The organism is Citrobacter sp. Cpo089 (genome assembly GCF_030332695.1).
GTDB lineage: Bacteria > Pseudomonadota > Gammaproteobacteria > Enterobacterales > Enterobacteriaceae > Citrobacter > Citrobacter portucalensis.
This window is the reverse complement of sequence record NZ_JAOWHJ010000066.1, coordinates 21,072-42,823: the sequence shown is the minus strand read 5'-3', so window position 1 is coordinate 42,823 and position 21,752 is coordinate 21,072. Positions and strand designations below refer to the sequence as shown.

The 21,752-nt window shown below is 53.0% G+C and carries 24 protein-coding genes; 6 read left to right on the top strand and 18 right to left on the bottom strand.

The window, feature by feature from the left end; translation table 11 throughout:
• Positions 1-79: 79 nt before the first annotated feature.
• The 7 genes from proW to OGX92_RS15430 all read right to left on the bottom strand — a co-directional run bounded on the left by proW (position 80) and on the right by OGX92_RS15430 (position 7,148).
• Positions 80-1,144 carry a glycine betaine/L-proline ABC transporter permease ProW gene (proW, locus tag OGX92_RS15460; RefSeq protein WP_008785611.1) on the bottom strand — a complete coding sequence of 355 codons (1,065 nt, stop codon included), beginning with the start codon at positions 1,142-1,144 and terminating at the stop codon, positions 80-82.
• Positions 1,137-2,339, bottom strand: a complete 1,203-nt coding sequence (gene proV / locus OGX92_RS15455) for a glycine betaine/L-proline ABC transporter ATP-binding protein ProV (RefSeq protein WP_286586755.1) — start codon at positions 2,337-2,339, stop codon at positions 1,137-1,139. The genes proW and proV overlap by 8 nt, the downstream gene beginning before the upstream one ends.
• Positions 2,340-2,693: 354 nt before the next feature.
• The gene (gene nrdF, locus OGX92_RS15450; RefSeq protein ID WP_048215699.1) at positions 2,694-3,653 is read right to left on the bottom strand and encodes a class 1b ribonucleoside-diphosphate reductase subunit beta; all 960 of its coding nucleotides are present in this window, start codon (positions 3,651-3,653) and stop codon (positions 2,694-2,696) included.
• Positions 3,654-3,663: 10 nt separating this feature from the next.
• Positions 3,664-5,808, bottom strand: coding sequence for a class 1b ribonucleoside-diphosphate reductase subunit alpha (gene nrdE, locus OGX92_RS15445; protein ID WP_193134568.1), 2,145 nt, complete (start codon positions 5,806-5,808; stop codon positions 3,664-3,666).
• Positions 5,781-6,191, bottom strand: coding sequence for a class Ib ribonucleoside-diphosphate reductase assembly flavoprotein NrdI (gene nrdI, locus OGX92_RS15440; protein WP_003825987.1), 411 nt, complete (start codon positions 6,189-6,191; stop codon positions 5,781-5,783). The genes nrdE and nrdI overlap by 28 nt, the downstream gene beginning before the upstream one ends.
• Positions 6,188-6,433, bottom strand: coding sequence for a glutaredoxin-like protein NrdH (nrdH, locus tag OGX92_RS15435; protein ID WP_048236625.1), 246 nt, complete (start codon positions 6,431-6,433; stop codon positions 6,188-6,190). Before nrdH ends, nrdI begins: the two co-directional genes overlap by 4 nt.
• A 280-nt stretch (positions 6,434-6,713) precedes the next feature.
• The gene (locus OGX92_RS15430) at positions 6,714-7,148 is read right to left on the bottom strand and encodes a carboxymuconolactone decarboxylase family protein (protein WP_286586754.1); all 435 of its coding nucleotides are present in this window, start codon (positions 7,146-7,148) and stop codon (positions 6,714-6,716) included.
• Positions 7,149-7,238: 90 nt separating this feature from the next.
• Here OGX92_RS15430 and pdxR point away from each other — a divergent pair, with 90 nt between their 5' ends.
• Both pdxR and OGX92_RS15420 read left to right on the top strand, forming a co-directional pair.
• Positions 7,239-8,573, top strand: a complete 1,335-nt coding sequence (pdxR, locus tag OGX92_RS15425; RefSeq protein WP_267441197.1) for a MocR-like pyridoxine biosynthesis transcription factor PdxR — start codon at positions 7,239-7,241, stop codon at positions 8,571-8,573.
• 123 nt (positions 8,574-8,696) lie between these two features.
• Entirely contained in the window at positions 8,697-9,047 is a 351-nt protein-coding gene (locus OGX92_RS15420) for a DUF2002 family protein (RefSeq protein WP_003037262.1), read from the top strand.
• A 36-nt stretch (positions 9,048-9,083) separates the two neighbouring features.
• Here the strand turns inward: OGX92_RS15420 and alaE are convergent, their stop codons facing one another.
• Entirely contained in the window at positions 9,084-9,533 is a 450-nt protein-coding gene (gene alaE / locus OGX92_RS15415) for an L-alanine exporter AlaE (protein ID WP_003037259.1), read from the bottom strand.
• 557 nt (positions 9,534-10,090) lie between these two features.
• Here alaE and stpA point away from each other — a divergent pair.
• Positions 10,091-10,492 (top strand): DNA-binding protein StpA, encoded by a 402-nt coding sequence (gene stpA / locus OGX92_RS15410; protein ID WP_008785604.1) that lies wholly within the window; start codon positions 10,091-10,093, stop codon positions 10,490-10,492.
• Between the two features lie 36 nt (positions 10,493-10,528).
• Here stpA and OGX92_RS15405 read toward each other — a convergent pair whose 3' ends face one another.
• The 3 genes from OGX92_RS15405 to OGX92_RS15395 all read right to left on the bottom strand — a co-directional run bounded on the left by OGX92_RS15405 (position 10,529) and on the right by OGX92_RS15395 (position 11,635).
• Entirely contained in the window at positions 10,529-10,708 is a 180-nt protein-coding gene (locus OGX92_RS15405) for a GDFGVC terminal motif YodC-like protein (RefSeq protein ID WP_003825999.1), read from the bottom strand.
• Positions 10,709-10,798: 90 nt separating this feature from the next.
• On the bottom strand, positions 10,799-11,326 hold the full coding sequence (locus OGX92_RS15400) for a rhodanese family protein (RefSeq protein WP_286586752.1): 528 nt from the start codon (positions 11,324-11,326) through the stop codon (positions 10,799-10,801).
• A 9-nt stretch (positions 11,327-11,335) separates the two neighbouring features.
• Entirely contained in the window at positions 11,336-11,635 is a 300-nt protein-coding gene (locus OGX92_RS15395; RefSeq protein WP_193134564.1) for an ArsR/SmtB family transcription factor, read from the bottom strand.
• Positions 11,636-11,818: 183 nt separating this feature from the next.
• Here OGX92_RS15395 and OGX92_RS15390 point away from each other — a divergent pair, with 183 nt between their 5' ends.
• Together OGX92_RS15390 and lysM are read left to right on the top strand one after the other, a co-directional pair.
• Positions 11,819-11,977, top strand: coding sequence for a YqaE/Pmp3 family membrane protein (locus tag OGX92_RS15390; protein WP_003037242.1), 159 nt, complete (start codon positions 11,819-11,821; stop codon positions 11,975-11,977).
• A gap of 95 nt (positions 11,978-12,072) precedes the next feature.
• Complete coding sequence (gene lysM, locus OGX92_RS15385; RefSeq protein WP_063940987.1) at positions 12,073-12,522, top strand: peptidoglycan-binding protein LysM; 450 nt, start codon at positions 12,073-12,075, stop codon at positions 12,520-12,522.
• A 12-nt stretch (positions 12,523-12,534) separates the two neighbouring features.
• On the opposite strand, the gene csiR is transcribed toward lysM, so the two are convergent.
• The 7 genes from csiR to OGX92_RS15350 form a co-directional block, all read right to left on the bottom strand.
• Positions 12,535-13,221, bottom strand: a complete 687-nt coding sequence (csiR, locus tag OGX92_RS15380; RefSeq protein ID WP_020996289.1) for a DNA-binding transcriptional regulator CsiR — start codon at positions 13,219-13,221, stop codon at positions 12,535-12,537.
• Between the two features lie 45 nt (positions 13,222-13,266).
• Positions 13,267-14,667: a GABA permease gene (gene gabP / locus OGX92_RS15375; protein WP_032944690.1), complete on the bottom strand. Its 1,401-nt coding sequence runs from the start codon at positions 14,665-14,667 to the stop codon at positions 13,267-13,269.
• A 147-nt stretch (positions 14,668-14,814) separates the two neighbouring features.
• The gene (gene gabT, locus OGX92_RS15370) at positions 14,815-16,098 is read right to left on the bottom strand and encodes a 4-aminobutyrate--2-oxoglutarate transaminase (RefSeq protein WP_063940988.1); all 1,284 of its coding nucleotides are present in this window, start codon (positions 16,096-16,098) and stop codon (positions 14,815-14,817) included.
• A gap of 25 nt (positions 16,099-16,123) precedes the next feature.
• Positions 16,124-17,572 (bottom strand): NADP-dependent succinate-semialdehyde dehydrogenase, encoded by a 1,449-nt coding sequence (gene gabD / locus OGX92_RS15365; protein ID WP_267385957.1) that lies wholly within the window; start codon positions 17,570-17,572, stop codon positions 16,124-16,126.
• 23 nt (positions 17,573-17,595) lie between these two features.
• Positions 17,596-18,864 carry an L-2-hydroxyglutarate dehydrogenase gene (gene lhgD, locus OGX92_RS15360; protein ID WP_003826017.1) on the bottom strand — a complete coding sequence of 423 codons (1,269 nt, stop codon included), beginning with the start codon at positions 18,862-18,864 and terminating at the stop codon, positions 17,596-17,598.
• Between the two features lie 17 nt (positions 18,865-18,881).
• On the bottom strand, positions 18,882-19,859 hold the full coding sequence (gene glaH, locus OGX92_RS15355; protein WP_003826020.1) for a glutarate dioxygenase GlaH: 978 nt from the start codon (positions 19,857-19,859) through the stop codon (positions 18,882-18,884).
• A 248-nt stretch (positions 19,860-20,107) separates the two neighbouring features.
• The gene (locus OGX92_RS15350; RefSeq protein WP_003826021.1) at positions 20,108-20,710 is read right to left on the bottom strand and encodes a short chain dehydrogenase; all 603 of its coding nucleotides are present in this window, start codon (positions 20,708-20,710) and stop codon (positions 20,108-20,110) included.
• 98 nt (positions 20,711-20,808) lie between these two features.
• On the opposite strand from OGX92_RS15350, the gene OGX92_RS15345 reads away from it, so the two are divergent.
• Positions 20,809-21,699: a LysR substrate-binding domain-containing protein gene (locus tag OGX92_RS15345; RefSeq protein ID WP_286586750.1), complete on the top strand. Its 891-nt coding sequence runs from the start codon at positions 20,809-20,811 to the stop codon at positions 21,697-21,699.
• Positions 21,700-21,752: the final 53 nt, after the last annotated feature.

Below are 21,752 nucleotides of genomic sequence, written 5' to 3'. Positions count from 1 at the left end.
ACACTTCATCCTGAATGATTTTGTGCAAGTTAATGAATTGTAGGCCCGGTAAGCAATGCGCCACCGGGCAACGGGTGAATTACTTCGTGAATGGGCGAGTGATAAGCCCAATGGGACCGGTGGTGTACCAGCGACGGTTGCCACGACTACGCGAGTCGCGACCAACGGCCTGCGTCAGGCGATCCAGGATGATGGCGAGGATCACAATCCCAACCCCGCCGACGGTGGCAAGCCCCATATCCAGACGACCGATTCCGCGCAGAACCATCTGGCCCAGTCCGCCGACGGCAATCATCGACGCGATGACGACCATTGAGAGCGCCAGCATCAGCGTCTGGTTAACCCCAGCCATAATGGTGGGCATTGCCAGCGGGAGCTGCACTTTAAACAGCATCTGACGCGGGCTGGCGCCAAACGAGCGCGAGGCTTCAATCAGATCGGCTGGCACCTGGTTAATCCCCAGAATAGTCAGACGCACGATTGGCGGCAGGGCGAAGATAATCGTCACCACTACGCCCGGGACGTTACCAATACCGAACAGCATGACAATCGGCACCAGATAGACAAACGCGGGTGTGGTTTGCATGGCGTCCAGCAGCGGGCGAACAATTTTTGCTGCCCGTGGACTGCGCGCCAACCAGATTCCCATCGGCAGACCGATAACCACGCAGAACAGCAATGCGGTCAACACCAGCGCCAGGGTTATCATGGCCTGCGACCACGCGCCGATGGCACCGATGGCAATTAAGGAAATCAGCGTAGCAACGCCCATCCCCACGCCGGAAATCTGCCAGGCAATCAGCGCGAACAGGATAATCGCTACCGGGGCTGGCATACCTAACAGCAGCTGTTGAAAGCCGTTGAGAATGTAATCCACCGGGACACGAATGCCCTGGAAGACCGGACGGAAATGGGTAACGACCCAGTCGATCCCCTCTGTGACCCAACTGTCCAGCGGGATCAGCGTTTTATGGAACGGATCCATAATATTGAAATGCTCTGGTGCCGGCGCGGGTGCACTGGTCAGCCAGTCCGCGCCACCGCCGTCAGTGGGCGCGCCTGATGGCGTACTCCATGCATCGGCATTTTGTGCGGCACTGTCGGCCGCTGGTGTGGTGTCCCACGGATTAGTTTGATCAGCCATTGTTTACCCCCTCACGATCTAAAGCCTGTAACAGCATGCGTTTTGAAATGACGCCCACATACTGCTGTTCCTCATCTACAACCGGCACCGCGCACGGGGCCTGACCGACATGAGAAAGCAACTCGCTGAGAGGGGTTTGTGCATCTACGGCTAACGGCTCATCGATCAATGCCGCTTCAATACCTTGCGCCTGACTTAACGCTGTTTTTAATGAGTCGATAGAGACAACGCCAACGAATTTATTGCCGCGTTCGATCACGTAACCATATTCGCGATCTTTGTCCTGCAATAATTGCAGCGCTGAACGTGGACCCACCCCGGGCGTTTTACGAATTAAACCCTCGGGGCTACGGCGTGAAATATCTTTCGCACTGAAGACCTGGCTAATATCAACGCCGCGGAAGAAGGTGCGTACATAATCATTGGCTGGATTATTCAGGATTTCATCCGGCGTGCCGACCTGGACCACTTCACCGTTTTGCATAATGGCAATTCTGTCGCCAATACGCATAGCTTCGTCGAGGTCATGCGATATAAAGACCACGGTGCGTTGATGCTTCGCCTGTAGTTTTACCAGCTCATCCTGCATCTCAGTACGAATTAATGGGTCGAGGGCTGAGAAGGCCTCATCCATTAATAAGATGTCAGGGTTAATGGCTAATGCGCGGGCGAGGCCCACACGCTGGCGCATCCCCCCGGAAAGTTCATCCGGGTAACCGTGAGCATAATTCTCCAGACCAACCTGACGCAGCGCATCTAACGCTTTTTCACGACGTTCATCCGCACCTACGCCGGCTAATTCCATACCGAATGCCGTATTGTCGAGAACCGTCATGTGCGGCATCAGGGCAAAGGACTGGAACACCATCGCAATCTTTTTTCTGCGCACCTCGCGAAGCTCAGCATCGGATATCCGGGCGATGTCTACGCCGTCAATCAATACCTGTCCGCGGGTGGGTTCAATCAGGCGATTGAGAAGGCGTACCATTGTGGATTTACCCGAACCGGATAATCCCATGATGACAAATATCTCGCCTTCTTCAATGGCCAGACTGGCGTTCTTAACGCCAAGCGATAGCCCCGTTTTATCCAGAATCTGCCCTTTTGAAAGTCCTTTTTCAATATATTTGAAGGCTCTCTGGGGATGCTCTCCAAATATCTTATAGAGATTTTTAACTTCTAATTTAATTGCCATGCAATAGAATGATTCCTGTTATTTGTTTATATCGATATATTACCTGATGGAAATAGTGACCTTTTTCTACCCTAACATACTGAGAATCTGAGACAACCCTGAATTTGGTTGTGGCATGAATATTGCCGAAGGCCAGGCGGCGGGACTTCCCGTGATATAAGGGCTGAGCGCGAATGCGGGCGGGTTAATATTTTTTGTAAATGCCAATGAAAAATCGCCTGAATTGCTGGAATGCAGGCGAATAATGCGGCTGATATTGAGTGTAGATCACACAATTATATTTGCACGACAAAAGTGTGATCCTGTTAAAATATTTCCGCGAAAAATGTACGGTATTTCCCGCAGAATTGATTGCTAGAAATTCCAGTCGTCGTCTTCGGTTTCGACCGCTTTTCCCATCACATAGGATGAGCCAGAACCCGAGAAGAAATCGTGGTTTTCGTCAGCGTTGGGCGACAGCGCGGCAAGGATTGCCGGGTTAACCTCCGCCATTTCAGGTGGAAATAGCGCCTCATACCCCAAATTCATCAATGCCTTATTGGCGTTGTAGCAAAGGAAGGCTTTGACGTCATCCACCCAGCCTGTTTCTGCATACAATTCTTCCGTATAGCGCGCTTCGTTATCATACAATTCCATCAGCAGATCGAAGGCAAAGTTCTTTAACTCCTCGCGTGCGGACTCGGAAATATGCTCCAGACCTTTTTGATATTTATAACCAATGTAATACCCATGAACGGCCTCATCACGAATAATCAGGCGAATAAGATCGGCTGTATTGGTCAATTTTCCGCGGCTGGAAAAATACATCGGTAACCAGAAGCCGGAATAGAACAGGAAGGATTCCAGAAACACGCTGGCTATTTTTTTCTTCAACGGTTCGTCGCTGGCGTAATGTGTCAAAACGATCTGCGCTTTGCGCTGGAGTGGGGTATTTTCTTCACTCCAGGCGTAGGCTGCATCCACATCTTTGGTCTGGCAAAGGGTGGAGAAAATTGAGCTGTATGAACGGGCGTGCACCGCCTCCATAAAGCTGATATTCGACAGCACCGCCTCTTCATGCGGTGTTAACGAATCAGCCATTAACGCTGGTGCTCCGGCAACATTCTGAATGGTGTCGAGCAACGTCAGCCCGGTAAAAACGCGGATTGTTAACTGCTGTTCGGCGGCGTTCAACGTTTGCCAGGCCGGAATGTCATTGGAGAGCGGGACCTTTTCCGGGAGCCAGAAGTTACTGGTCAGACGGTTCCATACCTCAAGATCTTTATCATCCTCAATCTTGTTCCAGTTGATGGCGCTCACGCGGGATAATGTCATTTTCTCCTCCTTACAGCGCGCATGACACGCAGCCTTCTATTTCGGTGCCTTCCAGCGCCAACTGGCGTAGTCGGATGTAGTACAGGGATTTGATGCCCTTACGCCAGGCGTAAATCTGCGCTTTATTGATATCACGCGTGGTGGCGGTATCGGGGAAAAAGAGCGTCAGTGAAAGCCCCTGATCGACATGGCGTGTTGCTTCTGCGTAGGTATCAATGATTTTTTGTGGACCGATCTCGTAGGCATCCTGATACAAGGCCAGATTCTCATTGGTCATAAACGGGGCAGGGTAGTAAACGCGCCCGGTTTTGCCCTCTTTGCGAATCTCCACTTTCGACACGATCGGGTGAATGCTTGACGTGGCATGATTGATGTAGGAGATAGAACCGGTGGGGGGAACCGCCTGTAAATTCTGGTTATAAATGCCGTAGCGCATCACATCTTCACGCAGCTGTGACCACATCTCGCGCGTCGGCAGCGTAATGCCGCTGGCGGCAAACAGCGTGCGAACCTTGTCGGTTTTTGGCTGCCAGTCGCCCTGCAGATACTGGTTAAAATATTCGCCGCTGGCGTAGCGCGACTGTTTGAATCCGGCAAAGGTTTGACCGCGCTCGCGGGCGATCTTCATTGACGTATTCAGCGCATGCCAGGTGATGGTGTAGAAATAGAGATTGGTGAAATCCAGCCCTTCCGGCGAACCGTAGGCGATCCCCTCCCGCGCCAGATACCCGTGCAGATTCATCTGCCCAAGACCAATTGCGTGCGACGCGCTGTTTCCGGTCTCAATCGAGGGCACGCTGCGGATATGGCTCATGTCCGAAACGGCGGTTAAGCCACGAACCGCCGTTTCCACGGTACGACCAAAGTCGGGTGAATCCATGGTATGGGCAATGTTTAACGAGCCGAGATTGCAGGAAATATCGTGCCCGGTCTGTGCGTAATTGAGATTTTCATCGTAGGTAGAGGCACTGTTAACCTGCAAAATCTCCGAGCACAGGTTGCTCATATTGATCCGACCGGCAATCGGATTGGCGCGATTCACCGTATCTTCAAACATGATGTAAGGATAGCCAGACTCAAACTGGATCTCGGCCAGCCGCTGGAAGAAATCGCGGGCGTTAATGAATTTTTTGCGCACACGTTCGTCGGCAACCAGTTCGTCATACCGCTCACTCACGGCGATATCACCGAACGGTTTGCCGTAAATCCGTTCCACGTCATACGGTGAGAACAGCGCCATTCGGGCATTTTCTTTCGCCAGTTGAAAGGTAACATCCGGGATCACCACGCCAAGCGAGAGCGTTTTGATGCGGATTTTCTCGTCGGCGTTTTCGCGCTTGGTATCGAGAAAACGTAAAATATCCGGATGGTGTGCGTGCAGATACACCGCCCCCGCACCCTGACGTGCCCCGAGTTGATTCGCATAAGAAAACGCATCTTCCAGCATTTTCATTACTGGGATCACCCCAGATGACTGGTTCTCAATGCGCTTTATGGGCGCTCCTGCCTCGCGCAGGTTGGAGAGTAAAAATGCCACGCCGCCGCCGCGTTTGGAGAGCTGAAGTGCGGAGTTGACCGCCCGACCAATAGACTCCATGTTGTCTTCAATACGCAACAGGAAGCAGGAGACCAGCTCACCGCGTTGCTGTTTTCCGCAGTTTAAAAAGGTTGGTGTGGCGGGCTGAAAGCGCCCGGAAAGCATTTCATCGGTCAGCTGCATCGCGAGCGTTTCATCGCCCTGCGCCAGCGTGAGCGCCACCATTGTGACCCGATCCTCAAAGTCTTCGAGATAGCGCTTACCGTCGAACGTTTTCAGCGTATAGCTGGTGTAGAACTTCCATGCGCCGAGGAACGTCTGGAAACGGAATCCGCTGGCGTGGGCGTGGTTGAATAGCTTCAGCACGAACGCGCGATCGTAGCGGGCTAACACGCTGGCATCGTAATAGCCTTCATCCACCAACGTTTCCAGGCGCTCCTGCTGGCTGGCAAACGCCATCGAGTTTGGGCGGACGTGGGAGGCAAAGAAAGCCTCCACCGCCTGATGGTCTTTGTCGAACTGAATGCGCCCGGCTTTATCGTACAGATTCAGCATGGCGTTCAGGGCGTGATAATCCAGCGTTGGCTGCATTACACGTTCTGCGGTTGTCGTTGCCAAAATTCGCTCACTCCTTTTCGAACGTTGTCGATATCGCTTTGGGTGCCCATCAGCTCAAAGCGATAGAGCCACGGCACACCGCATTTTTGTGAGATGACATCACCCGCGCGACCGTAGGCGTCACCGAAATTACGATTGCCGGAGGCGATCACTCCACGGATTAACGCCCGGTTGTGCGTATCGTTTAAAAAGCGGATCACCTGTCTTGGGACCGCGCCAGCAGTGCCGCCGCCACCGTAGGACGGCACGATTAATATGTAAGGTTCGTCTACCCGGATCCGCTCGCGTTCGTTAAGCGGAATGCGGATGGCTGGCAGCCCCAGACGCTGCATAAAGCGGTGCGTATTTTCGGAGCTGCTGGAGAAGTAGACGAGCTGACTCATGCGCTGGCCACACGGTGTTCCGGATGCAGACGGTTGATCATGTCCGGGCGAAACCCTGACCAACTGGTTTCACCCGCGACCACGACCGGTAGCTGGCGAAACCCTTGATCGCGCAGGCTATCAGCCAAATCGGGTTGTAAATCGACGTTTACCATCTCAAAGTCAAAACCACGGCTTTCCATTGCCCGTTTGGTGGCGTGGCACTGAACACAGTTATTGCGAGTGTAAATAATAATGCGCATGATTCGTGTTTCCATTTAAAAATAAAGGATCGGCGCGATAGAGGGCGTCGGGTTGTGTGTGTCCTGATAGGAGAGATACTAGATGTAGTTTTAAAAAGATTCAACCATACAAGATATGGGAATTTTAGATTGATGATGAGCTGGGTGATGAGCGTGGCGGGGGAAGTGATATGTACCATCGCAGGTTGCCGGATGGCGACGCGTCGCGTCTAATCCGGCCTACAGGAAAGTACTTCCCGGGCCGGATAAGGCATTTATGTCGCCATCCGGCAGCGCAGAATCACATGCGCATCCCCACCGCCAGACGGTTAAAGCAGTTCATCAGGCTAATGGCAAATGTCAGGTCGCTAATTTCTTTCGCGCTGAAATGGTCTAGCAGCGGCAGATAAACGTCATCTTCGGCGTGAGTAGTGGCAATCTGGGTGACCGATTCGGCCCACGCCAGCGCCGCACGTTCCTGCTCGCTGAAGTGGTGACTCACCCGCCAGCCTGCCAGTGCGTCCAGTTTGGCCTGCGCAACACCGGATTTGCGCAGTGCTTTACTGTGCATTTCCAGACAAAAGGCGCAGCCGTTGATTTGCGAGACCCGCAGGTAAATCAGTTCCGTCAACGTAGGTTCCAGCGCGCAGTTTTCCAGCGCTTGGCTTGCCTGAACCAGAGCGTTATAGATTTCAGGACTGAGTTCGTAATAGGGCTGGCGTAACATTGTCGTCATGGTATTTCTCCTCGTTTGGATGACCCGCAATGTAGCACTATAATGGACTGCAACAGAGAGCCATATTGTTGCCAAAAAAGCAGACCATAAATGCCACGTTATCAGCAAATCGCCCGTCAGTTAAAAAACGCAATTGAGAAAGGCGAACTCAAGCCTGGCACCAGATTGCCCTCCAGCCGGACCTGGGCCCAGGAGCTGGGAGTATCACGCTCGACGGTGGAAAATGCCTATGCAGAGCTGGTGGCGCAGGGCTGGCTCGCGCGGCGTGGGCAGGCAGGAACGTTTGTCAGTGAGCAACTGCGACCAGAAAGGGCGCCTGCATCGCCTGCCATCTTCGCCGGAGAAAATCCCAGACCGCAACCTTTTCAGATGGGATTACCCGCACTCGATCTTTTTCCGCGTGAAGTCTGGGCACGGGTGATGGGACGGCGTTTACGCACCCAAACGCGTTTTGATCTGGCGGTGGGCGATGTATGTGGCGAAAGGGTGTTACGCCAGGCAATTGTTGATTACCTGCGCGTTTCACGCAGTATTGAATGCCAGCCAGAACAGATTTTTATCACTTCAGGCTATGCGGCATCAATGACGTTAATCCTGCGCGCTCTGGCGCATCCCGGTGAGGGAATGTGGGTCGAAGATCCCGGTTTTCCGCTGATCCGGCCCGTGGTGGCTCAGGAACGCATTGAGTTGATGCCGGTAGCGGTGGATGCCGATGGTCTGGATGTCAGCGCCGGGATCCGTGACTACCCGCAGGCGCGTTTTGTACTGCTCACTCCCGCACATCAAAGCCCACTGGGGGTAGCACTGTCTTTGGACCGTCGCCACCAGTTGCTGGAGTGGGCGACTCGCGTGCAGGCGTGGGTAATCGAAGATGACTATGACAGTGAATTTCGTTACCACGGTAAGCCGTTGCCGCCGCTAAAAAGTCTGGATGCGCCTCAGCGGGTGATTTATGCCGGAACGTTCAGCAAATCGATGTTTCCGGCTTTGCGTACGGCATGGCTGGTGGTGCCTCCGACTCAGGTCGATTATTTTCGTCAGCAGGCGGCGCTAACGGCCTGTAGCGTTCCGGTTTTATGGCAGCAAACGCTGGCAGATTTTATGCAAGACGGCCACTTCTGGCGGCACTTAAAACGTATGCGCCAGCATTATGCTCAGCGACGACAATGGATGGAAAACGCCCTGACTAAACAAGGGTTTAGCGTCATTCCTCAGGAAGGTGGGATTCAACTGGTGATGAGTGTAGACGGAGATGATATTGCGCTGGTGCGCAAAGCGAATCAGGCCGGGTTAGCGGTTCAGGCGCTAAGCCGCTGGCGAATAACGTCAGAAGGAAAGGGTGGAATATTGCTGTCATTTACCAATATCAGCTCGGCGGAAATGGCGCAACAGGCGGCCTACCAACTGAGGTTGGCGCTGACATAAATCTGTACGGTTCTTAAGATATTCATCTCATCGTGTTCACTCGTTTATGGACTTTTCTGAAAGCGTTGTTAATGCTGAATCAGGTAAGGTAAGCCCGCAGTAAAAGATAACGAGGAAAATAATATGTATTTACGACCTGATGAGGTGGCGCGCGTACTTGAAAAAGTGGGCTTTACCGTTGATGTAGTGACGCAGAAAACGTACGGCTATCGGCGTGGCGAAAATTATGTGTATGTTAATCGTGAAGCTCGCATGGGGCGTACCGCATTAATTATCCATCCCACGTTGAAAGAACGTAGCTCTTCGCTGGCGGAACCGGCAACGGATATTAAAACTTGCGATCATTACCAGCAATTCCCGCTGTATTTAGCCGGAGAGACTCATGAGCATTATGGTATTCCGCACGGCTTTAGCTCGCGTATTGCGCTTGAACGTTATCTGAGCGGGCTGTTTGGCGACGTTAATTCTAACTAATAACGCGACTGGCAGTGCCAGTCGCGAAGAAGCGTGTCAGGCTTTAGCCTGATGATAACTGCTGACCTTAAACAAGCGGCGGCAATAATCAAGAAAGTAGCCATAGACAGCGCCCATCAGCATTGACACCACGATGTTCGAACTTACTGCAGCTGTAATCTGATGCCAGTCTGCGCCAACCGTCAGCAGAATAATCACATACACCGGCGACTGGAAGGTGACATAAGCCAGCACATCCGCCAGATTTTTTGCCCATCCTGCCTGCGTGGCTTTACGGGCCGCGCGCATGAACAAATCACGATACATGCCGTATGGCCACGCGATCAGTATGTTGACAGGGATAGCGACTAATCTGGAATACAGCGACTGTTCGAAGCTCATTCCAGAAAGGAATATTTCGATCAACATGTTCACGACAGAACAATAAACAACCATCGCGAACGTGTCTGCTACTGCATGACGCAAGCGTGACTGCGGAGAGAACATGTTAATGCTCCTTGTAGAAAGGGGAAAAAAGGTTTTGAATACCTTAACTGCTAGTGATTTGTCTTGCTGCTTTCGCGTTTTAATAGGATATCTGCCTGGATAATAACTAGCAACTAGCTGAAAATTTTTATTTATTGTCTTTTTGTCGATAAAATGCTCTGCAATGGTTTGTTTTTTGTTCGTTTTGGTGTTTTCGTTGCTGCGTTAATTAAAGTCTTTTTAGATCAAAGAGTTATTGTTGCTTGTTTTTCTGGATTTTTTGCGCTCCTTTTCTGAATGTTGACTGATGTGCAATATGTATACTCGTTGGTTCCACGAGATGCTGTGGCTTGTTTCTTAAGTGACGCGCTGAGATACCTTGCAGGTATATTCAAAGCTGCAATCAGGGTAATAGAATATATTGTCTGGGCGATAGCAGAATGGATGCTATAAATATCATAGTTGGCTATTTGTTTAATGATAAACGAATAAATTAGACTGGAAATATAATAATCAGTTGCATACAATATTTAGCGTAATACCGTTTTTATGTTTTACGTTAAAGAGGTTTTGTTAATATGAGTTCAATGTTAAAAAACTTAAATAATATCCGCTCGCTGCGTGCAATGGCTCGTGAATTTTCCGTTGATGTACTGGAAGATATGCTTGAAAAATTCAGGGTAGTGACCAAAGAACGGCGCGATGAAGAAGAACAGCTACAGCGCCAACGTGCAGAACAGCAGGCAAAAATTAATGCCTTGCTGGCGCAGATGCAGGCAGACGGGATCAGCCCAGAGGAGCTGCTGAGCATAACACCTGCGACGGCACGTTCAGTTAAAAAACGCCAACCGCGCCCGGCGAAATATCGTTTTATCGATCTCAATGGTGAAACGAAAACATGGACCGGACAAGGTCGCACACCGAAGCCAATTGCCCAGGCGCTGGCTGCCGGTAAATCTCTTGATGACTTTTTGATCTAATTGCGAAGGCGGTGAGGAGATCCTCACCGCTTATTTTCAGCAAACGCCGAAATCACCCTCTTCGGTATATCGCGTGACATCAGCTGCTTTCAGCGTAAATTTATCACCGCTTTCATTACTGGCTTGTACCGCCACAATTTGATCGTCATTGACTTCAACAACCTTCAGTTTTGGACCGCCCATACGCGGTTGAACCAGATCGCCAGGTTTAAACATATTGTTGCGCTCCTTTATTTATCATTTATCGCAGAACTCACCATAGATCACGTCAACCGGCGGGTACAGTGCTGTTTCAATGATTACCGCTTAATGAGTACGTCGGTTCCAGGGCATGATGTCCAGTAATCGCGCCATACCGCAAAAGCCGGTCATGCCAGCGAGAATCAGCCCGGCGCCTACAAAACCGCTCAGCAGGAAGAAGGCGCTGCTAACGCTATAGCCCAGAATAACGCCGAGTAGGGCAAGGCTACCTGCGGCTATCTGCACCTGACGCATCAGCGGTAACGGTTGTGAACTGTCTTTCGCCACCGGCAACCCTGCGGCTTTCCAGCCGTCAATTCCACCTTCCAGCAACCAGACCTGCGCGGGTGCGGCGATGGCGCTCAGTTTTGTTGCCGCATTTTGTGTACGTTTGCCTGACTGGCAGTGAAAAATCACCTGCTCGGCGCGTAAATTCGCAGGCAGCGATCCCTGCTCAAGGGTAGGTAACGGCGCCAGATGTGCCTCAGGAATATGCTCGTGCAGATACTCGTCAGCATCGCGGATATCAATCAGTTTTGCACCCTGCGCGACCAGTGTCTGCGCCCCGCGTGGGGAAATCATCCCAATAGTCATGATGGCTCCTTATGGGCAATACAGTGTTTTTAATGTGGCGATCAACGAATTCACAGCCGCATTTTTAATGGAGTAGAGGATGCGCTGAGCATCGCGCTGGCTTTCTATCAGACCTTCTTCACGCATACGCGACAGATGCTGGGATGTGGCGGAAGGGCTAAGGCCGGTAACACGGGCTAACTCACCCGCGCTGGTACCGGGTGAACCACAGAGCATGCACAAAATCAGCAACCGTTTCGGGTTACTCATCGCTTTTAGCAGGGCGGCAGCCTGTTCAGCGCTGGCCTGGAGTTGTTCAAGTTCAGTCATATGTATTTAAGCATGATCTAAATTAAGCGTATTCTAAAATAAGTAACCAACGTACGCCAGCGTAAAGAGCGTAAAGGAGGGTAAAACAGCCGCGGAATGCTGGCAGAGTTGGGTAGAATGGCTACTCTTAGAGATAAAATCTCTTTTTAAACAATGATTAACTTTTGCTTGTAGGGAGTGTGTATGGGTTTCTGGAGAATCGTTTTTACTATTATTCTGCCCCCGCTTGGCGTGCTGCTGGGGAAGGGATTCGGCTGGGCATTTATCCTCAATATCGTTCTGACGCTGCTGGGCTACATTCCTGGTTTGATCCATGCCTTCTGGATACAGACGCGTAACTAATTCCTTTCTACTACGGCGCTTTGGCGCCGTTTTCTTTGTGCCCCTTTCTCCTCTGCTACACTTTTGGGTGTTGATTGTAAATTACCGAGGTGGATATGGGACTCTTCAATTTTGTAAAAGATGCAGGTGAAAAACTGTGGGATGCGGTCACTGGAAACCATGACACAGCCGATCTGGCAAAAAAAGTGCAGGAACACCTGAACAAAACCGGCATCCCTGATGCGGATAAAGTGGACGTGCAAATTAACGAAGGCAAAGCCACTGTTTCTGGTGAGGGATTAAGTCAGGAAGCGAAAGAAAAAATTCTGATCGCGATTGGTAATATCTCCGGTATCGCCAGCGTAGACGATCAGGTTAAAACCTCTGCTCCCGCGAGCGAAAGCCAGTTTTATACCGTGAAATCTGGGGATACCCTGAGCGCTATTGCCAAACAGGTTTACGGTAATGCCAACCTGTATAACCAGATATTTGAAGCGAATAAACCAATGCTGAAAAGCCCGGATAAAATCTATCCTGGGCAGGTTTTACGTATTCCGGAACAGTAATATTATTCAGGCTTATTGCGTCAGCAATTTACCGGACATAGCCTGTTGAATTATCGGAATCGGCGTCAGCAAGTGCTGGCGCATTAATTCGCTGGCGCGCGCGGCATCACGTGCCAGAATCGCTTCGGTCAGCGTCTTGTGCTGATCGTGTTTGTCTTCCAGCATTTCAACCGACAGTACCGTTTTACGCAGCCAGATAAACCGGTAGCGCGCCGCCAGAGAAAACAGCCGTTCACGCATTTGCAGCAGATATTGTGAACCACAGCCGGCGACAATCGCCGAGTGAAACGCCTGGTGGCGCTGATCCCACTCGTCGAGCATCTGTTCGCTGGCGTCAATGGCCTCAAGCTTACTGAGCATATGTGCGCGCGCCAGAATTTCAGCTTCCCAGGCGTCGTCGCCGCGTTCAATGGCCAGCGCGACCAGCATGGCTTCCATATTGGCGCGGGCATCGAAAATATCGAGCAACTCCTGCTCTGACATCGGGGCGACACGATACCCTTTCTGATTAACCACCGTCACTAACCGCTCAGCAACTAACTGCGAAAGCGCTTCGCGCAGCGGTCCCACACCTAGCTCATAGCGTGAGGTTAGCAGGCTCATACGCAGTTTTTCATCAGGCTGATACACACCGCGGATGATGTCGTTCTTCAGCCAGCGGTATCCATCAATGGCCGTCGGTTGGGGAATGGCGGTCATGGTCATACTCCTGAAAGGATTTCCCGGCCTGAGCCGGGAACAGGTTTAATGCGTATTTTGCAATGGTGCTTTTTGCCACGATAGCAGTTTTTTCCAGCGTGACATAATGGGCACGGTGCAAATAATTCCTATGGCTAACAACCCGGTAGAGATAACTTCCAGCTGTTGTGCCGGGCGAAACAGCATGACCACCAGCACAAAGATAATAAACGCGATGACCAGCCAGGTAAGCCACGGATAGAGCCACATTTTCAGTTTAATTTCACCGCCTCGCGCCAGCAGGATTTTGCGCATCCGCAGTTGAGAAACGGCAATGACCAGATACACCAGCAGCGCGATGGCACCGGAGCTGTCGATCAGGAATTTAAATACCTTGGCCGGGGCGTAATAATTGACGATGACGGTGAGGAACGCGGCACCTGTCGACAGTAACACCGCCACATAAGGCGTTTTGCTGCGGTTCGTTTTACCCATAAAGGCGGGGGCATCGCCACGGCGGCTCAGGGAGTAGAGCATACGCGATGACGTATACAGCGCGGAGTTAAGACAGCTGGTCACCGACAGTAAAATGACGCAGTCCATGATCAATTTCGCGTGCGGGATATGCAGTAGCTCCAGCACCGAGCGGTAAGAACCGACTTCTTTCAGGCCCGGCATATTCCACGGGATCAGCGCCACCACCACAAAAATAGAGCACAGATAGAAGATAGAGATACGCCAGATAACCGAGTTGGTGGCGCGAACGATATGTTTATCCGGGGTATCGGATTCGGCGGCGGCGATGGTAACTATCTCCGCGCCCATAAAGGAGAACATGGTGATTAACATCGCGCTGATCACGGCGCCAAAACCGTTGGGCATAAAGCCGCCCTGATCCCACAGGCGTGAAACTCCGCTAACTTCGGCATAAGGGTAGAAACCGCTAATCGCCGCCGCACCGAGGGTAATAAACGCCAGAATGGCAACCACTTTGCACAGCGCCAGCCAGAACTCGAATTCACCGTAATTTTTAACGCTCAGCAAGTTACTGCCGGTTAACGCCAGCGTGATAACCAGAGAAAACAGCCAGATAGGAATGCCCGGTACCCAGGAGTGCAGAATGATGGCGGCAATATTCGCTTCCAGAGGGATAACTAACACCCAGAACCACCAGTACAACCAGCCGATGGTATAACCTGCCCACGGCCCGATGGCCTTATCGGCGTAAGTGGAAAAAGAACCGGTATCCGGGGTGGCAACGGCCATTTCGGCCAGCATGCGCATAATCATCACCACCAGCAATCCGGCGAACAGATAGGCTAATAATACTGCGGGACCGGCTTCTGCAATCGCCACGCTTGAACCGACGAACAAACTTGCGCCGATTACCCCGGCAATAGACAGCATGGTGACGTGGCGTGATTTCAGCCCGCCCCCTAAATCATGTGATTGTGACACTTGCCCCATCTTTAAACCTCGTTATTGTTATTGACGTCGCTTCCTGCACCTTACCCGTAGGCCCGGTAAGCGTAGCGCCACCGGGCATCACAACATTGCCGGATGGCAGCGCTTGCGCTTTATCCGGCCTACAATTTCACGTTTTTATTCGGGGGGTTAACCCTGCTTTGCCTCGGCAAAACACTGGGCGATAATGTCCAGCCCCTGGCGGATTTGCGCATCTTCAATGGTCAGCGGGACAAGAATGCGCAGCACGTTGTAGTAAGGTCCGCAGGAGAGCAGGATCAGTCCTTTCTCGCGTGCACGCGCCACCACTTCCGCAGTCAGTTTGGCGTCTGGTTTCGTGCGATCGCCGTTTTCGAACAGTTCGATAGCAATCATCGCGCCCAGCCCGCGTACGTCGCCAATCTCGCGATGGGTTTCCGCGATAGCCAGCAGGCCTTCGCGCAGGGTTTGCCCCAGCTCGTTGGCTTTTTGCAGCAGATTTTCCTGTTCGAAAATGTTCAGTACCGCCAGCGCGGCGGCACAGGCAATTGGGTTACCGGCATAGGTGCCGCCCAGACCGCCCGGTGGGATTGCGTCCATGACTTCGGCGCGTCCGGTCACGCCCGCCAGCGGGAAGCCTCCGGCGATGGATTTGGCGAAGGTGGTGAGATCGGGTGCAACGCCCATCTGCTCCATGGCAAACAGCGTACCGGTGCGACCCGCACCGCTCTGTACTTCATCGGCAATCAGCATGATCCCGTGTTCGTCACAAATGGCGCGCAGCCGTTGCATAAAGGAAGGAGAGGCCGCGTAAAAACCGCCTTCGCCTTGAACGGGTTCAATCACGATGGCGGCGACGTCTTCTGGCGCGGCATCGTTTTTGAAAATGCGGTGAATGCTGGCGATAGCATCATCTTCACTGATGCCGTGCAGCGGGCAAGGATAAAGCGCACGATACACGTGGCCCGGCATCAGCCCCATTCCGGCGGAGTACGGATTGACTTTCCCGGTCAGTGACAGGGTGTAGTGGGTACGACCGTGGTAAGCGCCGCTAAAGGCGATAGTCCCCGTACGCTTGGTGGCGGCGCGGGCGATTTTCACCGCGTTTTCCACCGCTTCAGAGCCGGTGGTCACCAGCAGGGTTTTCTTGGCGAAATCACCCGGCACTTTCTTATTCATGATTTCACACAGCTCCAGGTACGGCTCATAGGCCAGCACCTGGAAACAGGTATGAGACAGCTTTTTCAACTGCGCTTCTACCGCAGAGACGATCTGCGGATGCAGGTGACCGGTGTTCAGCACCGCAATACCGCCAGCAAAGTCGAGGAATTCACGGCCTTCAACGTCCCAAACCCGACAGTTTTCTGCCCGCTCGGCAAAAATAGGGTGGATCTGGCCTACGCCACGGGGAACGGCGTTGCTGCGACGTTGCATAAGTTCTTTGTTGGTGCTCATCAGGTGTTCTCCAGTATTTGTTTTATTAAAGGCCGATGCACATATATTTGATTTCTAAGTAGTCTTCGATGCCGTATTTCGATCCTTCACGGCCAAGACCGGAGGCTTTTATCCCCCCAAACGGGGCGACTTCGTTGGAGATAATGCCGGTGTTAATCCCGACGATGCCGTACTCCAGCGCTTCGCCAACGCGGAAGACGCGGCTTAAATCACGGGCGTAGAAATAGGCGGCCAGACCAAACTCAGTGTCGTTGGCCTGAGCGATGACGTCAGCTTCGTCTTTAAAACGAAACAGCGGAGCCAGTGGTCCGAACGTTTCTTCTTTGGCGACCTTCGCGTTATCTGGCACATCCACCAGGATGGTGGGCTGGAAGAAGTTACCGCCCAGCGCGTGAGGCTTGCCGCCCGTGATAATGCGCGCGCCTTTATCCAGAGCATCGGCGATGTGTTCCTGCACTTTGGCAACCGCTTTCTCGTCGATCAGCGGTCCGGTGGTGACGTCAGGTTGCAGACCATCGCCGAGATGCAGCTTGCTCACCGCCTGCTGGAGTTTTTCAGCAAAGCGCTCATACACGCCGTCCTGCACGTACAGGCGGTTGGCGCAGACGCAGGTTTGACCAGCGTTACGGAACTTCGATGCCAGCGCGCCCTCCACGGCTTTATCAAGATCGGCATCGTCAAAGACGATAAACGGCGCATTGCCGCCCAGCTCCAGCGATACTTTTTTGATGTCTTTGGCGCACTGCTGCATTAACTGACGGCCGATTTCGGTCGAGCCGGTAAATGACAGCTTGCGCACCAGCGGGTTGCCGGTCAGCTCGTTACCAACCTCGCTTGCAGAACCGGTCACTACGCTGAAAACGCCTGCCGGGATCCCGGCGCGATTAGCCAGTTCTGCCAGCGCCAGTGCGGAGTAAGGGGTCTGGCTGGCGGGTTTAAGCACCATCGTACAGCCAGCTGCCAGCGCCGGACCGGCTTTACGGGTGATCATCGCTGAGGGGAAGTTCCACGGCGTAATCGCGGCGGTAACGCCGATCGGCTGCTTGATGACGATCAGACGCTTATCGGCCTGATGACCAGGGATCGTATCGCCATAGATGCGTTTGCCCTCTTCGGCAAACCACTCAATAAATGAGGCGGCATAGGTGATTTCGCCTTTGGCCTCCGCCAGCGGTTTACCCTGTTCCAGGGTCATCAGGTGGGCGAGATCGTCCTGATGCTCAATCATCAGGTTGAACCAGCGGCGCAGGATATTGGCTCGCTCTTTGGCGGTCAGCGCACGCCAGGCCGGTAAGGCGCGGTTAGCGGCGTTAATCGCTTCGCGGGTTTCATCTGCCCCCATTTTAGGTACGCTACCCAATTGCTGACCGTTGGCGGGATTGGTTACCGCGATGGTCTCGCCGCTGTTGGCGTCACGCCAGTTGCCGTCGATCAGTGCCTGCTGGCGAAATAAGGTTGGATCGTTAAGTTGCATGATTGCTTCCTGTCTTAATCGGTTTAACGGGTAAATGCGGCGTGTAATGTCTCCACGCTACGTGCCGCACGCAGCGTGCGTCCGGGATTACTCTGGTTCTCCAGCAGCGCATGAACTTTGCTGACAATATGTGCGCCGATAGGGATCGCCGACGTTGCCGCCGGAGAAGGGGCGTTACAGGTGTGAATTGAGCGTGGCGTGGTGACAAACAGAAAATCGTCGATAAGCTTGCCATCAGGTGATACCGCCTGTGCCCGTACGCCCGCAGGCCACGGTTGCAGATCCTTGAGCGTCAGGCTCGGGCAGTACTTTTGTACCAGCCGCAGATAACCGCTTTTGCACAGCGAATTCTTCATTTCGCCAAGCCCTGAGCGCAGGTTGTTTTGCAGCACGCGGCGAATACCAGAAGAGCCGAGGATCTCCAGCGTATCGCTGAGCGAGAAGTCACGTTTACGGTAGCCTTCACGTTTAAATGCCAGTACCGCGTTGGGGCCGACGGTGACGCTGCCGTCAATCATCCGGGTCAGATGAACGCCGAGAAACGGCATCGCCGGGTCGGGGATGGGGTAGATCAAATGGTTAACTATCTGATTATGTTCTGGCGCCAGGCGGAAATATTCGCCCCGGAACGGACAGATGATAAAGCCAGGTTCAACGCCGAGCATTTTTACAAGTCGGTCCGCCATCAGGCCAGAACAGCTAATCAACGTCGCGCCTTCATATTCCTGGCCCTGACGGGTACGGACAATCACGCCCGCAGCATGCTCTTTCAGCGCGCTGACCTCGGCGTTGTAAATAATCTCACCGCCTTTGGCCTGGAAAATTTTCGCCATCGCGGCGGTGACTTCGCGGTAGCTGACAATCCCGCTCGACGGGACAAAAATGCCGCCCAGTCCGGTGATATTGGGTTCACGCTCGCGAAGTTCCTGCGCATTCAGCCATTCGCGCTCCAGACCGTTAGCGGCGGTACGATCCCAAAGCGCGCGCATGCGCTCCATTTCCAGAGCGGAGGTGGCAACCAGCATTTTTCCGCAGACGTCGTAGCGGATACCGTTTTGGTCGCAAAAGGCTTTTGTGGCGCGATTTCCGGCCAGGCAAAACTGAGCCTTCAGGCTGCCGGGGGTGTAATAGACCCCGGCGTGAATGACGCCGCTGTTATGGCCCGTCTGGTGGCAGGCCGGGCCGGGCTCTTTTTCCAGTAGCGCGATTTTGGCGTCCGGATAGACATCAATCAATTGCATGGCGGTCGACATGCCGATAATGCCGCCGCCAATAATCACAAAATCATACATCCGCTTTTCCTTCGCGCTTACTGATGGGTCTGGTAGTGGTTTGTCGCGTACGCAAAATAACCACGCTGGCGCATCAGTTCGCGGCGCAAGTCCGGATGCGAAGTGAAACGATCGCGCCCGTGCAGCCAGAACAGGTTGTTGATCAGCAGGAATTTACCTACTGAAACCGGAACGGAAATAATGCTCTTGCTGGTTTCCAGCGCATCGGACAGGTCACTCAGCCAGACGCCTTCTTCATAGTCTTTTGGCTGGACGAACTGGTCGATGTAGCGCATTACCGGGCGGCCCTGCTGGTCAACGTCAAATACCGGATGGAACACTTCCTGACTGACGTTTTTGCTTGGCGGTGCGGCAAAGCGCATGGCGCGACGCGCCAGAGGATGGGTAAAGTACTGCTCCAGATGCTCCCAGTCGTCGAGGTGCAGTAGCAGCGAGTTACCGCCGGTCATGTTCTGCTCGTCGATCTTCATCATCAGCACGTAATCGGTGATTTCTTCGAGGTAGGTTCCGTCGTTGTGCAATTCCATCACTCGGTGAGGCTGGCGCAGATAGCTGTCTGAGTTATCGACGTTTTTCACCACAAAACGAGCGTAATATTGACCGCTCATCGCATCAAAATTAGAGCGTCCGATGAGGTGCGCTACCGCCGTTGCCAGCTTGACCATCTCTTCCGCCTGCGCCACGTCGTCTACGCCAACGGCATTGATTAGCAGTGCGCCTTCGGCACGATCGAGCAGGGTTTTCAGCAGCAGGGGCTGTAACTGATTGCCGCACAGGTCGTCGAGGATTTTGCCCACTTTGAAGCGCAAGAAGGATTTGTATTCCAGCGCCTGAACCGGCCACTGCGCGACGGCCTGCAGAAATTGCTCAGTGGTCTCAGCAGAAAAAGTCAGCTCCAGCAGGCGTGGGGATTGGGCTGACGGTTTCAGCGTGAAACCGCTGTAGTGCTGGGCTGGATCTTCAGCGTTCGGTTTTACGGCAGTCAGTGCGTTCATCAAATCGTTCCTCTCAGTAGATTGTCAGGGAGATATGGCGCAGCTCGTTTCATAGCCATAAATTAAAAATATCTACATTTTTGAAAAACGCGCACAGAATGAACTTGTTTGTTTATTATTTGTGATCAAAAGCAACAATTATTTAACATTGTGAAGGGTGTGGGTTAATGCGAGGGAAAAGATAAAGTATTTTAAAACAGTGGGTTAATCACGCTGCCGTTGGTGATGAGTCAACGGCAGCGGCAAAGTCAGTAACCGACTTTATAAATACGCCCGGTTTGGATGCCTTCCACACTGCGGCGGTAGGCGTTGGCGACGGTGGTGGCGGGCACGCTTTCAAAGCCCGGGAAGAAACTGTCGTAAGCTTCGGCGGATTCACTCAGCACGGTCGGACTTATCAGGTTAATGCGTTGACCATGGCCTAGTTCACAGGCCGCGGCGCGAACAAATCCTTCCAGCCCGGCATTAATCGTTGCGGCGTTTGTCCCCTGTGCGATGGGCTCGTGGGCGATAATGCCGCTAATTAACGTTATCGATCCGCCAGCATTCAGAAAATGCTGCCCGGTTAATGCCAGGCGTATCTGGCCTAATAGCTTATCCTGAAGCCCCTGATTAAAGTCCTGGTCGGTCATTGTCGACAGCGGCCCAAAGAACAGATTACCGGTGGCGGAAACGATCGCATCTACCCGACCGACTTTTTCAAACAAGGCCTCGACACTCTCCTGCGAGGTGATATCGACCTGGTAATCCCCCTGAGTGCGACCCACGCGGACCACCTCATGTTTACGGCTCAATGCTTCTGTAACTGCGCGACCCACTGTACCACTGGCACCAATAATGACGATTTTCATAACCACCTCCGCAATAGTGTGAGCCGCTATTCTTTAATGAAAATGAAATCAGATAAACTGGCTAAAAGTTAGATGATTACTAACCAGGGGTTTGTAATATGGATAAACTGCGCGGCATGGAAACGTTTGTCGCCGTGGTGGAGAGTGGGAGCTTTACTTCTGCGGCGACGAGGCTAGAGATGTCTGCGGTGATGGTGGGAAAATATATCACCCAACTGGAAGCGCAGCTCGGCACGCGTTTGCTGGAGCGCAATACGCGCCGCCAGAGTCTGACCGATGCCGGACGCGTCTATTTTGAAGAAGCCCGTCGTGTGCTGGAGCAGGTATTGATAGCCGAACGTTCGGTAGAGCGTCTGCGGCTGGCACCTGCGGGGACGCTGCGCATTAGCGCGCCCACTTCTTTTGGCGCTTGCGTGATCTCGCCGCTGGCCGCTGCGTTTTTACAGACCTGGCCAGAGGTGCGCATTGAACTGGATCTCACCAACCGGATGGTTGATCTGGTGAATGAAGGTGTCGATCTGGCGATCCGCATTGGCGATATCCATCAGACAGACGTGGTGGCGAAATACCTGTGTCCCTACCGTATGGCAATTTGTGCTTCGCCAGATTATCTTGCCCGCCATGGCACCCCCCGGACGCCCGCGGATCTGGTGGATCATCTGTGCCTGTCCCATACCGTGTGGACGGCTCGCAACGAGTGGATACTGCCTGGCGTGACGGGGGAGGTCAGATGGAAGCGCGATGCGATCCTGCGTTGTAACGATGGTCATGGCCTGCGTATGGCGGCGGTAGCGGGGGCTGGGCTGTTATTGCAACCTGAGGTGCTGCTGGCGCAAGAACTGGCTACGGGGAAATTGATTCGGATCCTGGAAGGGTTTACGCCGCAGCCGCGGCCAATTCATTTGCTGTGGCGACAGGATTTGCGTCCGTTGCCTAAGCTGACACGGTTTGTTGAGCACCTGCTGGAAGGAACGCGAAGTTTGCGCTGAAGATGAAAATGCCGGATGACGTTGCGCTTATCCGGCCTACAACCGAGCCAAAT